Here is a 20954-nt window from a genome sequence, read left to right on the forward strand (position 1 = left end):
GTGGAGCGATGGCGGTGAGGCCAAGCTAGGAAGCTGACTGGCAATTGTCAATCGAGTTGACAATTGATGACGTAGCCCATAGCGTCATCTTCAGGGAGGAACGAATGGGCAATGATGCCGTGTTCCGCGTGGACGGGCTGAGGAAATCCTTCGGCCATATCGAGGTGCTTGGCGGCGTCTCGCTCGAACTGCATGCCGGTGAGATCACCGTGCTGATGGGCGCCAACGGCGCCGGCAAGTCCACCCTCGTCAAGATCATCAGCGGCGTCTACGACCATGAAGGCGGCATCATGCACCTCGCTGGCGGCAACTTTGCGCCGAACACGCCGGCAGAGGCGATCCGCGCCGGTGTCGTTACCGTGCACCAAAACATCAATGACGGCGTCGTCGCCGATCTCGATGTCGCCACCAATCTGACGCTCGACCGGTTGACCGGCAAGGGCGCGCCGCTGCTGTTCAACCCCGGCCGGGTGCGCCGCGAAGCCAAAGCGGTGGCCGACCGCATGGGGCTCGCCATCGACCTCAAGGCCCGCATCAGCGACCTGTCGCTGGCCGATCGCCAGATGGTGGCCATCGCGCGCGCCATGGCGCACCAGCCGAAAGTGCTGATCCTCGACGAGCCGACCTCGTCGCTGTCCAGCGCCGAGGCCGACCGGTTGTTTGCGCTGCTCGACCGCTTGCGCGAGCAGGGCGTCGCCATCCTCTACATCTCGCATCGCATGTCGGATATCAGGCGGCTGGCCGACCGCATCGTCTCGATGCGCGATGGCGTCATCTCAGGCGTCTTCGATAGCAAGCCTCTCGACTATGAGGGCGCCGTTAACGCCATGCTCGGCCGCAAGATCCATCTTGACCGCATCGAAGCCAGGAGTTCTGCCGAGCCGATCCTGACCGTCGATGCCTTCCGCATCGCCCCTGGTGCCCGGCCATTCTCGCTGACTCTCGGCGACGGCGAGGTCGTTGCCATTACCGGCCTCGTCGGCGTCGGCAAGACAGCGCTCGCCGAGACGCTGTTCGGCCTGCGCAAGCCGCTGTCCGGTACGATGACTTTATATGGCAAGCCCTATGCGCCTGGGTCGACGGGCGAAGCCATCGCCGCCGGCGTGTTTCTGGTCGCCAAGGACCGTGGCGAAAACGGCATCGTCGGCGGCTTCAACATCCAGGAAAACATCAGCCTGCCCTTCCACAAGCGCATGTCGCGCTTTTCAGTTCTCAAACGCGGCCTTGAACGCACTATTGCCCGCCGGCAGATCGAGGATCTCGGCATCGTCTGCCGCTCGGAGAAGGACGACATGACCACTCTGTCGGGCGGCAACCAGCAGAAGGTGATGGTGGCCCGCTGGATGGCGCAGGACGCCCGATTGTTCATTCTCGACGAACCGTTCCAGGGCGTCGATATCTCCGCCAGGCGCGACATCGCCGCCAAGCTGAGGGCCAGCGCCAATGGCCGCGCCACGCTGCTGTTCGTCACCGAACTCGACGAGGCACTGGAGACGGCCGATCGCATATTGGTGATGTCCGAGCAGACCATCGTCGGCGAACACCGCAACGCCGATGTCGATCTCGACCGTCTGCTGGCCGAAGTCGCGGGCGGGCCGTTGCACAGTGCGGCCTGAGCCACGATGATTGAAGAACTGAGGGTTGGAATGGAGTGCACGGGTTTGAGTTGGGTATTGACGGCGGGCGCTGAATGACGCTGCGCGATTACGCTATCCGCTACGGGTTCATCGTGCTTCTGTTCGGGCTGATCGCGTATTTCGCCATCGCCGCCGACGGGTTCGTCTCGCCGCAAAGTGCCGTCTTCATTTTCCAGTCGGTCGCCATCACCGGCGTGCTGGCGCTGGGCGTCACCGCCACACTGGTTGTCGGCGGCTTCGATCTCTCGATCGGCTCGGTTGCCACATCGGCCATGATGGCGGCTGCCTATGTCATGGTGGTGCTGGAGCAGAACGTTGTCGTCGCTGTCCTCATCTGCCTGCTCATCGGCGCCCTTGTCGGCCTCATCAATGGCTGGCTGATCGTCTATATGCGCGTGCCCGATCTGCTGGCGACGCTCGGCATGATGTTCCTGCTCGTCGGCCTCCAGCGCATCCCGACTGAAGGACGCTCCATCGCCACCGGTATGACAATGCCGGACGGCTCGGTCGCCAACGGCAAATTCTCCGACGCCTTCCTGGCGCTCGGCCGCCACCGCTTCGACTTCTTCATCCCGAACCTCATTCCGGTCTCCGTGGTCGTGCTGATCGTGCTCGCCGTGCTGATCTGGTTCTTCCTCGAATACACACGCTTCGGCCGCATGATGTATGCGGTGGGCAGCAATGAACGGGCCGCCGAACTCGCCGGCGCGCCTGTCAAGGCATACAAAATCTGGGCCTACGTCATTTCAGGAGTTTTTGCCTCGATCGGCGGGATTTTGCTGGCCGCACGGCTTGGACGCGGTGACATCGCGTCGGGTAATAATCTGCTGCTCGATGCGGTTGCCGCGGCGCTGATCGGCTACGCGGTGCTCGGCGCCGCCAAGCCGAACGCCTTCGGCACCGCCATCGGCGCGCTGTTCGTCGGCATCCTGCTGCAAGGCCTGACGATGATGAACGCGCCTTACTACACGCAGGATTTCGTCAAGGGCGTGGTTCTCGTCGTCGCCCTTGTCTTTACCTTCGCCCTTTCCGGCCGGGGCAGGAGATAGAATGGCTGCCGGGACAGTTTTGGGTTCAACAAACGGAGGAAAGAACGTGAACATCACAAGACGACTTTTGGGGAAGGTCGCGCTCGGATTGGCCGGCGCAACAATGCTGATGCAGGTCCCGGCCTTTGCCGCCGACAAGCCGGCGCCGTTCGACAAGCCCGGCGTCAAGATCGCGCTGGTGCGCTATCTCTCGACCGGCGATTTCTTCCAGGCCTATCTCTCGGGCGTCGAGTCCCAGTCCAAGGCGCTCGGCATCGATCTGCGCGTGCTCGACAGCCGCCAGGACGCCGCCCTTCAATCCGACATGGTCGACCAGGCCATCGCACTCGGCGTGCAGGGCATCATCATCCAGCACGGGCTGACGGAATCGATGAAGGACGCCGCCCAGCGCGCGGTCGATGCCGGCATCAAGGTCGTCGCCTTCGACGTCAATGTCGAAAACCCCAAGATCCCGCAGATCGAACAGTCCGACAAGGACCTTGCGCGCCTGGCGCTCGAGCAGGCGGTCAAGGACAATGGCGAGAGCTGGAACGCCGGCTATGTCTATGTCGCTGGCATCGCGCCGCTCGACCGCCGCAACGAGACCTGGGTCGACGTGAAGAAGAAACATGCCGGCATCAAGGAAGTCGCGATGTTCGGCACGCTCGACAACCCGATCGCCAACTCGGTCGCCAACCAGGCGCGCTCGGTGCTGCAGGCGCATCCCGACATCAATGTGATGTTCGCGCCCTATGACGAGTTCGCCAAGGGTGTGAAGATCGCCGTCGACGAGGCGGGGCTGAACAAGAAGATCAAGATCTACTCCGCCGACATCTCTACCTCGGACATCGCGGCCATGCGCGAGACCGACAGCGCCTGGGCCGCCACCGCCGCCACCAACCCTGCCGTCGTCGGCCAGGTCTCGGTGCGCGCGCTGGCGCAGCTGCTCGCCGGTGAAGATCCCGGCCACAACGTCATCGTGCCGCCGACGCTGATCACCCAGAAGGACCTGATCGACAAGGACATCAAGAACATGGAGGACCTGTCGGCCAAGCTGCCGCAATTCGCCCATGCCGATGTCGCCATGCCGGCCTGGATGCCGAACCCGAACGCGAAGTAGGATAAAAGCGAAAGGGGAGCCGTCGACCCCCACTCCGTCGAGCTTCGCTCGACACCTCTCCCCCGATCGACGGGGGAGAGGAAAGGCGCGACCTTATTCCAGCTGGCGCCCTCTCCCTCCGGAGGGGGGAGAGGTGGCGCCGCGAAGCGGCGACGGAGTGGGGGAAGGCGCTCATGAAACGCGCACTCGCCGAAAAACAGGCACGACCCAGCAAGCACGAAGCTCTTGGCGGGGATCGCCAGCATCCGGCCATGACCACCCGGCACTAGCCAGGCAAAGCTGCGTCCCATCAGACGGTGTCGCCAGCGCGCCGTCCTTGAAGTGGCTCAGCTGCCATTGCGCCTCGCGGGTGACGAAGATCGGAACGGCGTCGTATTTTGCCGGATCCAGCGCGGCCATGACATTGGTCGCCGAAAGCAGCGAAACCTCATGCTCGGCGGAGCGCCCGCCGAACAGCACGCCGATACGAAGTCTTTTCGCTGCCATAGACAAACTCCACCAAGGATCAGGGTTGGAGCGCGCATGCGAAACACAAGGCGCTCCCTGAAACTGGTGGAGCAATAAGCGAACGATTGGAGTGGGATTTTGACCGGTTGAAGCAGTTTTTCAGCACAAAGTGTTGAAACGATTTTCCGTCTGGAACCGCGCCAAGACCAAGAGATGGAGCGGTTCGTCGTTTTCGTGAAACGACGGACCGCCCCAAGGGCACGTCTTTATATCCTCAGCGTAGCGCCGCGGCGATGTTGCCGCCGTCGACCGTGGTCACATCGGCGGTGGTGCGCTCGGCCAGCGCGTGATGCAGGAAGGCCTGCGCCACGTCTTCTGCCGTCACCTCCTGTCCGAGCAGATTGCCCGACATGTATTCCTTCTCCGACACGCCGCGCGCGCCGGAACGGCTGGCGATCATGGCGTCGGTCAACAGGCCGGAGCGGATGCGGTCGGCGTTGACCGCATTGGAGCGGATGCCGTGCGCGCCGTAGTCGAGCGCATATTGCCGGGACAGGAATAGCGTCGCCGCCTTCGGCACACCATAGGCGCCGAATTTCGGACCCGGGTTGACCGCCTGCTTGGAGGTGTTGAACAACAACACACCGCCGGTGCCCTGTTCCAGCATGATGCGCACCGCGTTCTGCGCCGCCGACTGGTGGGCGAAGAAGTTGAGCTCGAAACTCTTGCGCAGCAGGGCATCGTCGAGCTCGCCGATGCGGCCTTCCCAGGCGGCACCGGCGTTGGAGACCAGAATGTCGACGCCGCCATAGACAGCGACAGCTTTGTCGAAGGCGGCGTGCAGCTCGGCCGGGTTGGTGATGTCGGCGCCGACGCCGATCGAATTGTTGCCGGCTGCCTTTGCCGCCTCGGCCGCCCTGGCCCCATCGAGATCGACGACGACGGCATGCGCGCCATTGGCGGCGAACAGTTTTGCCGTCGCAGCACCGATCGCGCCGGCGCCGCCAGTGATCAGCACCACCTGGCCGGTCAGCGGCTTCGGCTTGTTGGAGGCGAGCTTGGCCTGCTCAAGCGACCAGTACTCCAGCGGGAAGAGGTCGGCCTTCGATAGAGGATGGAAGCTGCCGACGGCCTCGGCGCCGCGCACCGCCTCGATCCACATCTCGCCGACATCAGATGCGATCTTCGCATCCTTCAGCGTGCGGCCATGGCCGAACATGCCGAGGCCCGGCACCAGCGTCAGCCGCGGCATCGGGTCGAGCATGGTGCGCTGGACGTCGTCCAGCGCATCGTTGGTTTCGAAATAGGCGCGATAGTCGTTGGCGAAGGCGTCGACATGGCTCTTGATGACGGCCTTGTAGTCGCCAATCTTGTCGGCGTCTGGCGCCGGAACCGCCATCGGTCCGGTCTTGATGCGGATCGACAGGTCGGGCGTCGACACGCCGCGTCCGGCATAGTCTGCAATGCCGGCTGAGTTGATGAAATCGGCGATGGCGGCCGAAGTGCGGAAATCGCTGATCATGCGGTCGAAGCGGCCTTCGCCACGCGCCACCGCCACCGCGCCACGCAGCATCGGCGCGATCGCTGCCGGCGTTGCGAGCTTGGCCGGCAGTGCGGCTTTCGCTGTCTTCGGCTTGCCGTTCTTCGCCACATAGTCTTCGGCCACGTTCACATAATGGATCATGCGGTCATAGGCCTGCTTCGCATCGTCGCCGAAGGTGAAGATGCCATGCTTGTCGAGGATCAGGCCTTCGACGCTGGGGTCGGCGTCGTAGACATCGGCGGCCACCTTGGCGAGGTCGAAGCCCGGCTTGATGTAAGGCACGTACCCCATCTTGTCGCCGAACACGGTCTTGATCAGCGCCTTGCTGTCCGCCTGGTCGACGATGGCGAGGATCGCGGTCGAATGCGTATGGTCGACGAATTTGTGCGGCAGGAAGGCGTGCAGCAGCGTTTCGACCGACGGATTGGGCGAGGCGGGATCGATGAGGTTTGCGCGCTGCAGCGCCACCATATCTTCGTCGGCGAGGCTGGCCAGCGCGCGCGCCTTCAAGAGCGGGCCCATCTTCACCGCCGGCAGGCCCTGCGGTTCGATGACGCCCATGTCCCAGCCGCTGCCCTTGACGCACAGCACGTCCCATTCGTCGCCGACGAGGTCTGTGGCCTTGGTCTTGCAGGAAGTGTTGCCGCCGCCATGCAGCACCAGCCGCGGCTCGCCGCCGAGCAGCCGGGTGGTGTAGACGCGCAACGCGAGGTCGCGGGCAACGCCCTTTTTCGCATAGTCGGCAACCAGTCTTTCCGCGTCGCCGTCATTCCAAAGGTTCTTCATGTCGCTATGTCCGCTTTGCTGTCTTTGATGTTGCTGTGAACAGGAGTACCGCGACGCCTTGATGACAATGCGCCGGCTGCTGGGATTTCGTTGGTCAGGAAGCCTTTTTTGCCCCCGCACTGGCTCCGGCATGGTCGAGCAGCCGCCGCGCCATGCCGGCGCCGACGACGAGATGCGTGCAGAGCCCGCCGGCGAGTGCTGCGAGCAGCGGTTCGAACTTGCTGTCTTCCTGCACCACCATCAGCCGCTTTTCGATCTGGCGCAGTGACGACAGCGAGGCCGAGATGACGCGGCGGTTGTAGCTGCAGTCGAGCGCCTTGCCGGCGGCATCGATGATCTGGCCGGCAACGACGCCGGCGGCGCCCGCTTCGCGCAACAGCCCCATCTCGCCGGGGCTGAGCGCGCCGCATTTGACGACATGGCTGTCGCCATCGACCGTGCCTACCGAATAGAGCGCCAGATCGCAGTTTGCAATATCGGCCAGTTGTTCGCGGATCACCGGTTCGGCGCGCAGCCCATGCGCCAGCAATTCCGTCGTCAGCACCAGCGGCGCGTAGAAATTGAGGCCCTTGGCGTTGAGCCGCCGGGCGATCTCCATCGTGCACTGGTCGGGACGGTAGGAGTAGGGCGCGCCGAGATTGCCGCAGAGCTGCACAACGGTGACGTCCTGCAGGTCGGCATAGGACATGACGTCGGCGATGGTGTAGACGGTGCGGCCCCAGGCGACGCCGATACGGTCGCCCTTCTTGACCAGTTCGAGAAAGACGCCCGCCGCCAGCACCGCAACGTCCGTCGAAGGGTCGACGACATAGGCATTCTCCGGCGCGATCCACACCGCATCAAGCTTGAGCGCGTCCTCGAGCTGGCGCGCCAGCATGTCGTCGGTGAACAGCTGCGTCGAGGTCGAGATGTTGACGATGCCGGTCTCGCGCGCCTTGCGCAAATACATGGCGACCGAGGCGCGGGAAATGTTAAGCTGGCTGGCGACTTGGTCCTGGCGCAGACCATGGGCATAATAGAGCCATGCGGCCTTGTGGATAAGCTGTTCTGCCGGTCGGATCGCCATGCCGTCTCCTCGGCTGACATTATTCACGGCTCTCGACAAAAGTCAAACTGGCGTGGGTACACGATACCTCTTTGGCCATCGAATCTGGACGATCATTGCGCCAAATGTGCCCGGTCGGGAATCGCCGATGGTGACGTGGCGGGAACCTGTGGTTAGAAGTTCTCAACAATGAAAATTCGGGGAGCACGGGATGGGCAGTCCCTACGAGCACGATCTCGGCAAGAACGCCGCCAACCACCAGCCGCTGACGCCGCTCACTTATCTGGAGCGGGCGGCAAGCACCTATCCCGATCATGTCGCCATCATCCATGGCAGCCAGCGCATCACCTATCGCACCTTCTGGCAGCGCTCGCTGAAGCTCGCCTCGGCGCTGTCGAAGCGCGGCATCGGCAAGGGCGATACCGTCACGGTGATGCTGTCGAACACGCCGCCGATGCTGGAGGCGCATTTCGGCGTGCCGATGACCAAGGCGGTGCTGCATTCGCTCAACACAAGGCTCGATGCCGCCGTCATCGCGTTCCAGCTCGACCATGCCGAGACCAAGGTGCTGATCGTCGACCGTGAATTTTCCACTGTCGTCAAACAGGCGCTGGCGCTGACCAAGGTCAAGCCGCTGGTCATCGACTATGACGATCCCGACTATGCCGCCGATGCACCCTATCCCAAGGGCGAGCGCATCGGCGCGATCGACTATGAGGCGTTCGTCGCCGGCGGTGACCAGGGCTACGCCTGGTCGATGCCCGACGACGAATGGGACGCCATCTCGCTCAACTACACCTCCGGCACGACAGGCAATCCGAAGGGCGTCGTCTACCACCATCGCGGCGCTGCCCTGATGGCTTACACCAACACCATCCATGCCGGCATGGCCAAGCACGCCGTCTATCTGTGGACGCTGCCGATGTTCCACTGCAATGGTTGGTGCTTCCCATGGACAATGGCCGTCCAGGCCGGCACCCATGTCTGCCTGCGCTGGGTGCGGCCGAAGCCGATCTATGATGCCATCGCCGACCACGGCGTGAGGCATCTGTGCGGTGCGCCGGTCGTCATGTCGGTGCTGATCAACGCCAGGGACGAGGACAAGCGGACGTTCCCCCAGACGGTGACCTTCAATACGGCGGCAGCACCTCCGCCGGAAGCGGTGCTGTCGGGCATGGCCGATGCCGGCTTTGCCGTCACCCATCTCTACGGGCTGACCGAGACCTATGGCCCGGCGGTCGTCAACGAATGGCACGGCGCCTGGGACGATCTAGACAAGGGATCGAAGGCGCAGAAGAAGGCAAGGCAGGGCGTGCGCTATGCCGCACTCGAAGGCCTGACCGTGATGGACCCGGAGACGATGCAGAAGACGCCGGCCGACGGCGAGACGATCGGTGAGGTCATGTTTCGCGGCAACATCGTCATGAAGGGCTATCTGAAGAACAGGAAGGCGACCGAAGAGGCCTTTGCCGGCGGCTGGTTCCACTCCGGCGACCTCGGCGTCATGCATCCCGACGGCTACATCCAGCTCAAGGACCGCTCCAAGGACATCATCATCTCCGGCGGCGAGAACATTTCATCGATCGAGGTCGAGGAGGCCCTCTACAAACACCCGTCCGTGGCGTCCTGCGGCGTCGTCGCCAAGGCAGACGACAAATGGGGCGAGGTGCCGGTCGCCTATGTCGAGCTGAAGCCCGGCAAGGTGGCAAGCGAGGCCGAGATCATCGAACACTGCCGCGCGCTGCTCGCCCGCTTCAAGGTGCCGAAGGCGGTGATTTTTGCCGAGATCCCGAAGACATCGACGGGGAAGATCCAGAAGTTTCAGCTGCGGGAAATGGCGAAGGGATCTTAGTTCCAGAGCGCAACGGCACGCAAGGTCGAGTTCGCGCACACCCTCTGTCACCATCTGTCACCAAATTATACGCGTACGTCGAATTCGCATTGACACTTCCCTCTTTTCGATTTACGACTGACGAAAGTTTAAATTCGTCACTCATAAATCGACAGAGAGCCATGTCCGAAGCCGCCAGCATAATGGCCGACTCCACCCGCCAGGAGAATGTCACCCGCATTCTCGACTGTGCCGAACGCCTGTTCCGGCACTATGGTTACGGCAAGACCAATGTCGCCGACATCGCCCGCGAACTCGGCATGTCGCCGGCCAACATCTACCGTTTCTTCGCCTCCAAGGTCGAAATCCACCAGGCCGTCTGCGGCCGCATGCTCCTCGCCAGCTACAACATGGCCTACGAGATTTCCCGGTTGCCGATCAGCGCCGAGGAGCGGCTGCGCCGCTACGTGCATGCGCAGTACAAGATGACGCTGGAAGTCATGCTCGACGACCAGAAGGTCCACGAAATGGTCATCGTCGCGCTCGAGCGCGACTGGGGCGTCATCGACAAGCATATCGACAGCATTCACGACCTGTTTGCCGAGGTCATCCGCGAGGGCATCGAGGCCGGCGAGTTTGCCGACCAGGATCCGGTCATCGCATCGCGCTGCTTCGGCGCCGCCACCGTCATTCTGTGCCACCCGCAAATGGTGGCGCAGTGCCTTGCCAAGACCAATCGGGCGATGCCCGACGATCTCATCGATTACGCGATCAAGGCTCTGAAGTAATAGCCGCCGCCCGCCGGGCGCCGGTGTCGACCGTTCATCTCCAGTCGGGAGTACGAAAGTGTCTTTGTCCAGTTCCATCATCCGCAAGCTGCCGGTCGCCGGCCTGATCGTCGCCACGCTCGGGCTCGCCGCCTGCAGCCAGGAGAAGACCGAGGTCCAGGACATCATCCGTCCGGTCAAGGTGGTCGAGATCGGCCAGGCCGAAAAGAGTCGCGAACTCACCTATTCCGGCTCGGTGCGAGCCCGTACCGAAATGAACCTCGGCTTTCGCATCTCGGGCAAGGTCACTGAGCGTCTGGTCGACATCGGCCAGCATGTGACGACAGGCGATGTGCTAGCCCGTATCGATCCCACGGACTATGAGTTGTCGGTCAAGAGCGCCAAGGCCAGCCTCGACGCCGCCGAGCGGCAGGTCGAGACGGTCGATCTGTCCCGCAAGCGCGCCGAACAGCTTTTTGCCAAGAACTTCACCTCCAAGTCGCAGCTCGAACAGGCGACGCTGAGCTACAACCAGGCGGTAGCGACGCGCGATGCCGCCCGCTCTACCCTTGCCCAGGCGCAGAACCAGGTCGTCTACACCGATCTCAAGGCGAGCGAGAACGGCATCGTCACGGCGGTCTCGGCCGATGTCGGCCAGGTGGTCGGCGCCGGAACGCCTGTGATGACCGTTGCCGTCGACGGCGAAAAGGAAGTGCTGATCGCGGTTCCCGAAATGGACATCGCCGCCTTCAAGCCGGGAAAGGACGTCAAGGCCAGCTTCTGGTCCGATGACGCGCTGGCGCTCTCCGGCAAAGTGCGTGAAGTCGCCGGCAGCGCCGACCAGCAGTCGCGCACCTTTGCCGTCCGCGTCTCGCTGCCCGACGACCCGCGCGTGCTGCTCGGCATGACCGCCAACATCGAGGCCTCGGTGGCCAAGAAGCAGGAGATGGTGTCGATCCCGCTCAGCGCGCTTGCGGAAAAGGATGGTCGCAAGATTGTCTGGACCGTCGACCGCGCCGGCGAGACGGTGCACGAGCGCCTGGTCAAGGTTGCGGAGTTCACCGCCGACGGCGTCAGCGTCGCCGACGGGCTCAAGCCGGGGGATGTCGTCGTTGCCGCCGGCACCCAGTTCATGACCGAGAATCTCAAGGTCAAGCTGACCGGCGATGCGGTCCAGGCCGCCTCTGCGGAAGGCGATGCCGCAAAGGCCCTGCGCTGACCGCAGGCATGAAGCCGGCTTGATCGTCGCTCCGGCGAAAGGGCTGGGCAAGCGAATTCAGGGTTTCCGGGCGGCGAGCGCCCGATGGTCGAGACGCCAAGATCGAGTTCCCCCGCATCGATCCGCGCGTCCCACCGCGATGAGTGTCTCTCCGCTCGGAAAGCCTCGCCGCCCGGAAGCCAGCATCGGAATATCCTAGCTGCATGCAAAGCGTATGCGCGCACGATCAACGAATTGGACTGACGCCGATGACCACCACCGACAGCACTGAAAAGCAGCCTTTCAATCTTTCGCGCTGGGCCATCGGCCATCCCTCGATCGCGCGCTTCCTGTTCGGTCTGATCATCATTGCCGGCGCGCTCGGCCTAATGCGCATGGGCCAGAAGGAAGACCCCGATTTCACTTTCCGCGTCATGGTCGTCCAGGCGATCTGGCCGGGCTCCTCGATCCAGGAGATGGAAGACCAGGTCGTCAACAAGATCGAGCGCAAGCTGCAGGAAACGCCGCACCTCGACTTCGTCCGTTCCTACACCCGCGCCGGCAGCGCCATCATCACCGTCCAGATCAAGGGCGACACCAATGCAGAGGAGGTGAAGGACGCCTTCTACCAGGTGCGCAAGAAGGTTGGCGACATCTCCGGCGACCTGCCGCAAGGCCTGCTCGGGCCCTATTTCAACGACGAGTTCGGCGACACCTTCATCACCCTGCACTCGATCGGCGGCGACGGCTACAGCTATCCGGAGCTGAAGAAATTCGCCACCCAGGCTCGCGACATGCTGCTGACGACGCCGGGCGTCGAGAAGGCCGTCATCATCGGCGACCAGCCGGAGAAGCTTTATATCGACGTCTCGTCCAAGGCCCTGGCCGAACGCGGCCTGACGCTGACCGACCTGCAGAACGCCATCAAGGGCCAGAACAATGTCGATCCGGCGGGCTCCGTCGACACCGGCCTGCGCTCGGTGCGCATCTCGGTCGAGGGCGATGTCACCAAGGCTGCCGACATCAGGGAATTGCGCCTGCGCGCCGGTGGTCAGGTGACACGTCTTGGCGATATTGCCACCGTGAGTTCCGGTCTCGAAGATCCCTATCAGCGCAAGTACCGCTTCAACGGCCATGAAAGCGTCCAGGTCGGCGTCGTCATGGCCAAGGGTTTTAACGTCAGGGACGTCGGCACGGATGTCGAGGCGACCTACAAGCGCTTTGAGGAAGCGCTGCCCTACGGCGTTGCGGTCGACCAGATTTCCAACCAGCCCGAGGTTGTCAAGGACGCCGTCAACGAGTTCATGGAGGCGCTCGGCGAGGCGCTGCTGATCGTGCTTGCTGTCTCGCTGCTGTCGATCGGCTGGCGTTCCGGCCTGGTCATCGCCATTGCCATTCCGCTGGTGCTGGCCGCCACCTTCGCAATCATGTACGAGCTCGGCATCGATCTGCAGCGCATTTCGCTCGGCGCCCTGATCATCGCGCTCGGGCTGTTGGTCGACGACGCCATGATCGTCGTCGAGATGATGGAGCGCAAGCTGGAGGAGGGGCTGGTCAAGATCGAGGCGGCGAGCTTCGCCTATTCCTCGACCGCCTTCCCGATGCTGAGCGGCACGCTGATCACTATCGCCGGCTTCATCCCGGTTGGCTTCGCCGCCTCGACCGCAGGCGAATATGTGCGCACGCTGTTCTATGTCGTCGGCATCGCGCTCGTCGTGTCGTGGTTCGTCGCCGTCTATTTCACGCCGTGGCTGGGCTACATGATCCTCAAGCAGCGCAAGCATGCCGGCAACCATCATGACGCCTTCGACACCGGCTTCTACCGGCGGCTGCGCGCCACGGTTGGCTGGGCGGTGCGCCACCGCATCATCGTTCTGGTGATGACGCTGGTCACCTTCGCCACCAGCCTGTGGGCGTTCCAGTTCATCCCACAAAACTTCTTCCCGCAATCCTCGCGGCCGGAAATCCTCGTCGATCTCTGGTTGCCTGAGGGGACCTCGATCAAGGAAGTCGAGACGCAGGCCAAGGCGCTGGAAGCCCGGATGATGGACGACAAGGACAAGCGCTTCATCGCCACCTATATCGGCGAAGGCGCGCCGCGCTTCTTCCTGCCGCTCGACCAGCAATTGCGCAATCCGAACTATGCGCAGCTTCTGGTGATGGCCAATGACGAACCGGCGCGCGAGCGGCTGATCCTCAAGCTGCGCTCAATCCTGGCGCAGGATTTCCCCTCGATCCGTTCCAAGGTCGATCGTCTGTTCCTCGGCCCGCCGACCGGCTGGCCGGTGCAGATGCGCATCATGGGTCCGGACCGCCAGGAGGTGCGCCGCATCGCCGACCAGGTGAAGGCGAAATTCGCCGGAAATCCGCTGCTCGGCGCCGTCCATGACGACTGGCTGGAGCCGGTACCAGCGATGAAGCTGGTCATCGACCAGGACCGCGCCCGTGCGCTTGGCGTCACCTCGCAGCGCATCCGCCAGATGCTGCAGGCAGCGATGTCCGGCGCGCCGCTCGATGACTTCCGTGATGGCGAGGAGACGGTTTCCATCGTCGCCCGCGAACCGGACGCCAGCCGCAGCCTGCTGTCCTCGGTCGACTCGGTCTATATCCCGACCGATTTCGGCGGCTTCGTGCCGCTGTCGCAGGTGGCCAAGGTGGTGCCGGTGCTCGAGCAGGGCGTCGAATGGCGGCGCGACCGCCTGCCGACCATCTCGGTGCGCGCCACGCTGCCGGATGGCGTGCAGTCGAACGACGTCGTCACCAAGCTCTACAATGACATGCAGGGCATGCGCGCCGGCCTGGCGCCCGGCTACAAGATCGAGATCCAGGGCGGTGCGGAAGATTCCGCCGAAAGCCAGGCCTCGATTGCCGCCAAGGCGCCGATCATGCTGGCCGTCATCGTCGTGCTCCTGATGATCCAGCTGCAGCATTTCGGCAAGGCGATGCTCGTGCTGGCCACCGGTCCGCTCGGCATCATCGGTGCGGCGGCGGCTCTGTTGATCAGCGGCGCGCCGTTCGGCTTCGTCGCCATCCTCGGTGTCATCGCGCTGCTCGGCATCATCATGCGCAACTCGATCATCCTGGTCGACCAGATCGATCAGGACATCGCCAGGGGGATGGACCGATCGGAGGCCATCATCGGCTCGGCCGTGCGCCGTTTCCGGCCGATCGTGCTGACGGCGATGACGGCGGTGCTGGCGCTGATCCCGATCTCGCGTGCGGTGTTCTGGGGACCGCTCGCCTACGCCATGATGGGCGGCATCCTCGTCGCCACCGTACTCACCATCCTGGTGCTGCCGGCAGGCTACGCGCTGTTCTTCGGCCGCGAGCCGAAGAAAGGCAGGAAGCCGGCTGATGAGGCCGTGCAGGACAATGACAGGCCGCCACTGGCCCTGGCCGCCGAGTAGGCGCTGCTGGGGCACAGGATCTTCCTTGGAAAATGCTGGAACGCCGTACGCTTGACGTGCGGCGTTCTGGCTTTCTCCTTGCCGGTGGCACCGAGCACCCAGGCAAGTATCTCAACACCAGGCGGGTTCATCAAAATAGGTTGAACGGCCACCTGTATGAAAATGCTTCGCGGCGCCGGTTTTGCAAAACAGAATTCCTTTCCAGGACGGCAAAGCCGTCCGATCCTGCTTACATATCGGAGCGGCAACGCTCATTCGCATCAGGTGATCATCCCATGGTAGACAATAAGCAATTGCGGCTCGGCGCCTTCATGCGTCCGGTCAGTCTTCACACCGGGGCCTGGCGCTATCCCGGCTCATATCCCGATGCCAACTTCAACTTCGCCCATCTGAAGCGCTTCGCGCAGACGCTTGAGGCGGCGAAGTTCGACGCCTTCTTCATGGCCGACCATCTGGCCGTTCTCAACATGCCGATCGAGGCGCTACGGCGCAGCCACACGGTGACCTCGTTCGAGCCGTTCACGCTGCTGTCGGCGCTCGCCGCCGTCACTGATCATATCGGCCTTGTCGCCACCGCATCGACGACCTTCGACGCGCCCTATCACATTGCCCGTCGCTTCGCCTCGCTCGACCATATCAGCGGCGGCCGCGCCGGCTGGAACATCGTCACCACATCCAATCCCGACGCCGCGCTGAACTTCGGCCTCGACGAGCATGTCGAGCACGACGAGCGCTATCACAATGCGCGGGAATTCTACGATGTGGTGACCGGCCTCTGGGACAGCTTTGCCGACGACGCCTTCATCCGCGACGCCGAGAGCGGGCTCTATTTCGATCCCGCGAAGCTGCATGTGCTCGACCATAAGGGTGAGCATCTCTCGGTGCGCGGCCCGCTCAACATTGCGCGGCCGGTGCAGGGCTGGCCGGTCATCGTCCAGGCCGGCGCATCTGAGGCCGGGCGGCAGCTGGCAGCCGAAACGGCGGAGGTGATCTTCGCCGCCCATTCCGATCTGGCGGCTGGGCAGCGCTTCTTTGCCGATGTCAAAAGCCGGGCCGAGAAGCTCGGCCGTTCGCGCGACGACATCAAGATCCTGCCCGGCGCCTTCGTCATCGTCGGCGACAGTGTCGAGGAAGCACAGGCCAAACGCGCCAAGCTCGACAGCCTGGTCTATTACGAGAGCGGCATTGCCTCGCTGTCGATCGCGCTCGGCCATGACGCGTCGGCCTTCGACCCCGACGCGCCCTTGCCCGAAATCCCCGAGACCAATGCCTCGAAGAGCGGCCGCGAGCGCGTCATCGAGCTGGCGCGCCGGGAGAATTTGACCGTCCGCCAGCTGGCGCAGCGGCTCGGCGGCTATTCCGGCCTTGCCTTCGTCGGCACGCCTAAAACCATCGCCGACGCGATGGAGGAATGGTTGGTTGCCGAGGGGTCAGACGGCTTCAACGTCATGTTCCCCTATCTGCCTGCCGGGCTCGATGACTTCGCCGAGAAGGTGGTGCCCGAGCTGCAGCGGCGAAAGCTCTTCCGGCGCGAGTATGAGGGCACCACCTTGCGCGAGAATCTCGGCCTGAAGCGTCCGCCGAACCGGTTCTTCGAAGGCTCCGAAGCGGCCACTCGCAAGGCCGGCTGACGTCCTGCCACAAAAAGAAACGGGCGCGCCGAAGCGCGCCCATTCTTTTCAGCCATCACTTTCAGATGACGAAGTACCAGTTGGCGAGCAGCATCACCACCAGGCCGGCGACCAGCGTCAGGTAGGGCAGCATGCCTGCCTTTTTGACCGAGAGGTCTGCGCCCGCCATGCCGAGGTCGGCCAGCATGTGGTCGGGGAACCTGCCCTTGTCTTGGACGTAGTGCCGGTAGCAGAACACCGGGATGATCAAGGCGGCTGTGATCAGGCCGGCCCAGAGCGCCATCGGGTTCCACACCTTGGCGCCGGCGCCCATGAAGATGGCGTTTACATAGGCGAAGATGGCGCCGAGGCCGAGCAGCCAGCTCGGCGCCTTCCACGGCCGGTTGATGTGGCCGTTGTCGATGCGGTGGATCCAGCCGGCATTGAGGTTGAGGAAGTTGAAGATGATGTAGCCGCAGTTCGACACGGCGAGGATGAAGAAGAAGCTCGTCGCGTCGGCCGAGGCGATGGCCAGCACGATCAGGTTGAAGACGAGATCGGTCCACATGGCGCGCGTCGGCGCGCCATGCTCGTTGACGTGGCTGAGATAGCGCGGCAGCCAGCCATCGACCGAGCCCTGGTAGAGCGTGCGCGACGAGCCGGCCATTGCCGTCATGATGCACAGCACCAGCGCCAGGATCATCAGCATCACCAAGAGGCTGTGGATCAATGCGCCACCCCCGACCATGCCGGCCAGTGCATCGGCGACACCCGAGCCGTCGACGATCGGCGTCGCCAGCATGCCGTTGAGGCCCAGCACGCCCTGGAAGGTGAAGGGCACCAGGATGAACAGAAGCATGCAGAGCAGGCCGGAATAGAAAATCGCCTTGAACGTGTCGGTGCCCGGGTTCTTGAACTCCGATGTGTAGCAGACGGCGGTCTCAAAACCATAGGTCGACCATGCGGCGATGAACATGCCGCCCAGCACCAGCGTCCAGCCAGCAATGTTCCACGAGCCGGGCTCCGGCGCGTAAGCCGCCGCCAGCGGCACCAGCGGCGAAAAGTTCGCCCAGTTGATCTGGCCGGTGACGATCGGCACGACACCGACGATCAGCATCGGGATGATGACCAGCAGGCCGATATACTTCTGCACATTGGCGGTGCCGAGAATGCCGCGATGCTGGATCGAGAAGATGATCAGCATCAGCACCGCGCCGATGAAGAAAGTGGCATTGAGGGTGAAGGAGACAGGACCCAGCGTGTGGCTGAACAGCGTCCAGTTGCGGATCGCCGGCGTGGCCGCCGTGGTCACCGCGGCGATGGCGTCGGCAGGCACCGTTCCGGCGTGCGCCGCGATATAGGCGACGACATCCGGCGAGGCCTCGGTGAACAGCGGCACCGGCGCCAGCGCGTTGAGGATATAGGCGGCGGCGATCGAGCAGCCCAGCGACAGCACCGGCGACCAGGCGAACCAGTTGCACCACACCGACAGCGGCGCGATGAACTTGGAATAACGCAGCCAGGCGGTGGCGCCGTAGATCGAGGCGCCGCCCGACTTGTTCGGGAACAGGCCGGCGATCTCGGCATAGGTGAAGGATTGCAGGAAGCCCATGATCATGGAAGCGATCCAGATCCCGAAGGCCAGCGTTCCCGTCGTTCCGGCAATGCCGCCGATCGAAAACAGGACAAGGGCAGGAACGCCGCTCGCCACCCAGAAGGCGCCGCGCCAGTCGATGTTGCGGAGCAGCTTGCCTTCAGCGGGCTGCTCCAGGGCAGTGGTAATCGTGCTCATCTGTCTGAATTCCCCATTTTGTGTTCCCGGCCGGTGATGCCTCGGCTTCGCGAAGCTTGTTCCCCGGTACATGACCGCACGACTCCAGTGTTTCCACTCAGTCGTATTTTTTTCTTAACAGTGAAGATTGATCCGGCGCGCTTTCACGTCAAGTGATTTGTGGCGCCGTGCACATCACGGTTGCGAAACGCTCGCTTTGTCCTTCTCCCCTTGTGGGGTGAGAAGCGGTCCGCGGTAGCGGACGGAAAGCCAATTGCTTTCGAGCTTCGAACGCCCTGAGCCTGCGAAGGGCCGGGGGTGCAACCCTCAGGATCGCGGCCTGGTCTTTTGCGGATCGTAGTGGGCGAAGGCCACGACGCGCGCCGGCAGCCGCTTGGCCTGCCCGTCGAGTTTGCCGATCTCGACCTCTGTGCCGGTGGCCGCATGGGTGACGTCAAGCCTCGCCAGAGCGATGTTCTTGTTCAGCACCGGCGAGCGCATGCCCGAGGTGACGACACCGATCTGGGCGCGGCCGATATGGACACAGTCGCCATGGCCGACCGCGACACTGCTGTCGATGTCGAGGCCGACGAGCTTGTGCTGCGGATGTTCCTTGCGCCTTATCAGCGCCTCGCGGCCTATGAAATCGTCGGTCTTGGTCTTCAACGGCACGGTGAAACCAATGCCCGCCTCGAACGGGTCGGTCTGGTCGGAGAATTCGTAACCGGCGAAGATCAGCCCGGCTTCGATGCGCACCATGTCGAGTGCCTGCAGGCCCATCGGCTTCAGCCCGTGCGGCTGGCCGGCCTCCCAGATGGCATCGAACACTTTTTCGGCGTCGCGTGGGTGGCACCAGATTTCGTAGCCGAGCTCGCCGGTATAACCGGTGCGCGACACCACGACCGGAATGCCATTGCCGCCGCCGATGCGCGCGACAGCGAAGCGGAACCATTCGAGTTCGTCGATCGACGGTTGCAGCGGCGAGGTCCAGACCACCTCTCGCACAATGTCACGGCTCTTCGGCCCTTGGACAGCGACATTGTGCATCTGGTCGGTGGACGAGCGCACCAGCACGTTGAGGCCGAGTTTTCTGGCGGTGTCGCGCAGCCATTCGCCGGACAGGTCATCGCCGGCGACCCAGCGGAAATTGTCCTTGCCGAGCCGCAGCAGCGTGCCGTCGTCGATCATTCCGCCATGCTCGTAGCACATGGCGGAATAGACGACCTGGCCGACGCCGAGCTTCTTGACGTCGCGGGTCAGCGTGTATTGCAGCAGCGCTTCGGAATCGGGACCGGTGACCTCGAACTTGCGCAGCGGCGACAGGTCCATGATCACCGCGTCCTGCCGGCAGGCCCAGTACTCGGCGATCGGCCCCTCTTTGGCGAAAGAATTGGCCAGCCAATAACCCCGGTATTCCACGAAGTTGCGGGTGTGCTTGGCGAAGCTTGAATGGAAGGCGGTCTCGCGGGTCATTTTCGGTTCCGAATCGGGCGTCATGCGTCTGGCGATCGCTCGCGAGAATTTGTGTTGGCCGGAATAGGTTCGCACATGGATGTCGGTCGGGTTCCAGCCATTGGCCGGTGTCGTGTCGTCGGGACAGGCGGAGGAGACGCAGACAATGTCGGTGAGCGCCCTGAGCAGGACATAGTCGCCGGCGCGCGACCACGGCTCATCCGACACCATCACGCCATGGGCGTCGATCTCCGTGTTGAAGAAGAAGTTGATCGCCATCCAGCCGGCACGTGGGGTCACACCCTTGTCGGCCAGCTCGCGGTTGAAATTCTCCGAGCAGTTGGTGTGGCCGGGATAGCCGATGTCGTCGTAATATTTGGCCGCACACGCCAGCGCGAACGCGTCATGCCGGCCGCATGTGTCCTGGATAACCTCGACCAGGGGCTCCATGTCCTGGTCGTAATATTTCGAGTGAAGGCCGGGCATCGGGTAGCTCGACCCCATCAGCGTGCGCGTGGTCGTTACGTCGAGCGGATGGTCCAGCCCCTTGTCCAGCTTGCGCGCCGAGAAGCACTGGAAATCGGTGCACTGGCGGCCGTCGACATCGATGATCTGCAGGTAGTCGCCCGCCTTGACGAAATAGGATTCGGCTGTCGCCGAATGGACGCGCAGATCGAGCACCGGATCGGCAAGCGGATCGGCCAGCTGCGACTTTGTCTTCAGGCGCACGGTGGCGCGGCGCACCATGACGGTGAGCGGCGTTGCCGTATCATGGCTGTCGACGAGCATCGGCCCGCCGGGTGCGGCAATCAGCATCGCGCCGTCGCGCCTGACCGTGAATGCCTGCTCGGTGCCGGCAGGCGTTGCGCCGCCGAACACACGCACCGCCTTGGGCTCGTCGAGCTGCACCTGGCGGCGCTCAAGGCCACGACGGACGGAAGCCAGGCTGTCATCGCCCTCGGCCAGAAGCGCCTTGATCCCGGCGGCATTGCTGTTGGACTTTTCGCCGAGGATGGAAGGATCGGTGGCGCCGGTCCTGTCCCAGGCCAGCAACTCGCAAGCCTGCCCGCCCTCGACATTGCGCACGGTGAACGTATCGCCGGCCTCGACCTCGATCAGCACCGCGCCATTCCCCAGGATAGTATGGCGCTCCATGCCCGGCGGCAGCGCGATCTGGCCGGGCCTCAGGATGAGGCTCGGCCGCGGCGGCCCGGCTGTCACTGAAGGGTAGGGCGACTGGCTCATCTCAGCCTTGCGGTTACAGAAACAAGTTTGCCTGTGTGTAAAATTACTTTAGCTGCAAGAATAGCAG

At 63.4% G+C, this 20954-nt stretch carries 12 protein-coding genes and 1 pseudogene; 8 read left to right on the forward strand and 5 right to left on the reverse strand.

The window, feature by feature from the left end; all coding sequences use genetic code 11:
- Positions 1-104: 104 nt before the first annotated feature.
- The 3 genes from ACYG9Z_RS20480 to ACYG9Z_RS20490 all read left to right on the forward strand — a co-directional run bounded on the left by ACYG9Z_RS20480 (position 105) and on the right by ACYG9Z_RS20490 (position 3785).
- Entirely contained in the window at positions 105-1616 is a 1512-nt protein-coding gene (locus ACYG9Z_RS20480; protein WP_023709946.1) for a sugar ABC transporter ATP-binding protein, read from the forward strand.
- Positions 1617-1690: 74 nt separating this feature from the next.
- On the forward strand, positions 1691-2686 hold the full coding sequence (locus ACYG9Z_RS20485) for an ABC transporter permease (RefSeq protein WP_023668572.1): 996 nt from the start codon (positions 1691-1693) through the stop codon (positions 2684-2686).
- Positions 2687-2732: 46 nt separating this feature from the next.
- Positions 2733-3785, forward strand: a complete 1053-nt coding sequence (locus ACYG9Z_RS20490; protein ID WP_023692173.1) for a substrate-binding domain-containing protein — start codon at positions 2733-2735, stop codon at positions 3783-3785.
- Between the two features lie 227 nt (positions 3786-4012).
- Here ACYG9Z_RS20490 and ACYG9Z_RS20495 read toward each other — a convergent pair.
- The 3 genes and pseudogenes from ACYG9Z_RS20495 to ACYG9Z_RS20505 all read right to left on the reverse strand — a co-directional run.
- Positions 4013-4271 (reverse strand): annotated as a pseudogene (locus tag ACYG9Z_RS20495) (D-alanine--D-alanine ligase A); the annotation flags it as partial.
- A gap of 235 nt (positions 4272-4506) precedes the next feature.
- A complete protein-coding gene (locus tag ACYG9Z_RS20500; RefSeq protein ID WP_023752564.1) occupies positions 4507-6561 on the reverse strand; it encodes a bifunctional aldolase/short-chain dehydrogenase in 2055 nt (684 codons plus the stop codon).
- Between the two features lie 94 nt (positions 6562-6655).
- Positions 6656-7627: a sugar-binding transcriptional regulator gene (locus tag ACYG9Z_RS20505; protein WP_023752565.1), complete on the reverse strand. Its 972-nt coding sequence runs from the start codon at positions 7625-7627 to the stop codon at positions 6656-6658.
- Positions 7628-7817: 190 nt separating this feature from the next.
- On the opposite strand from ACYG9Z_RS20505, the gene ACYG9Z_RS20510 reads away from it, so the two are divergent.
- The 5 genes from ACYG9Z_RS20510 (at position 7818) to ACYG9Z_RS20530 (ending at position 16440) form a co-directional block, all read left to right on the forward strand.
- Complete coding sequence (locus ACYG9Z_RS20510) at positions 7818-9458, forward strand: acyl-CoA synthetase (protein ID WP_023752566.1); 1641 nt, start codon at positions 7818-7820, stop codon at positions 9456-9458.
- A gap of 161 nt (positions 9459-9619) precedes the next feature.
- Entirely contained in the window at positions 9620-10225 is a 606-nt protein-coding gene (locus ACYG9Z_RS20515) for a TetR family transcriptional regulator (RefSeq protein WP_023668564.1), read from the forward strand.
- A gap of 58 nt (positions 10226-10283) precedes the next feature.
- A complete protein-coding gene (locus ACYG9Z_RS20520) occupies positions 10284-11423 on the forward strand; it encodes an efflux RND transporter periplasmic adaptor subunit (RefSeq protein WP_023692166.1) in 1140 nt (379 codons plus the stop codon).
- 248 nt (positions 11424-11671) lie between these two features.
- Positions 11672-14809, forward strand: coding sequence for an efflux RND transporter permease subunit (locus tag ACYG9Z_RS20525; protein WP_023752567.1), 3138 nt, complete (start codon positions 11672-11674; stop codon positions 14807-14809).
- Between the two features lie 275 nt (positions 14810-15084).
- A complete protein-coding gene (locus ACYG9Z_RS20530) occupies positions 15085-16440 on the forward strand; it encodes an LLM class flavin-dependent oxidoreductase (protein WP_023752568.1) in 1356 nt (451 codons plus the stop codon).
- Between the two features lie 61 nt (positions 16441-16501).
- Here the strand turns inward: ACYG9Z_RS20530 and ACYG9Z_RS20535 are convergent, their stop codons facing one another.
- Positions 16502-18211 carry an APC family permease gene (locus tag ACYG9Z_RS20535; RefSeq protein WP_023752569.1) on the reverse strand — a complete coding sequence of 570 codons (1710 nt, stop codon included), beginning with the start codon at positions 18209-18211 and terminating at the stop codon, positions 16502-16504.
- A 306-nt stretch (positions 18212-18517) separates the two neighbouring features.
- Positions 18518-20887 carry a DUF1989 domain-containing protein gene (locus tag ACYG9Z_RS20540; protein WP_023752570.1) on the reverse strand — a complete coding sequence of 790 codons (2370 nt, stop codon included), beginning with the start codon at positions 20885-20887 and terminating at the stop codon, positions 18518-18520.
- Between the last annotated feature and the right edge of the window lie 67 nt (positions 20888-20954).

Source organism: Mesorhizobium sp. RSR380A, assembly GCF_054719385.1.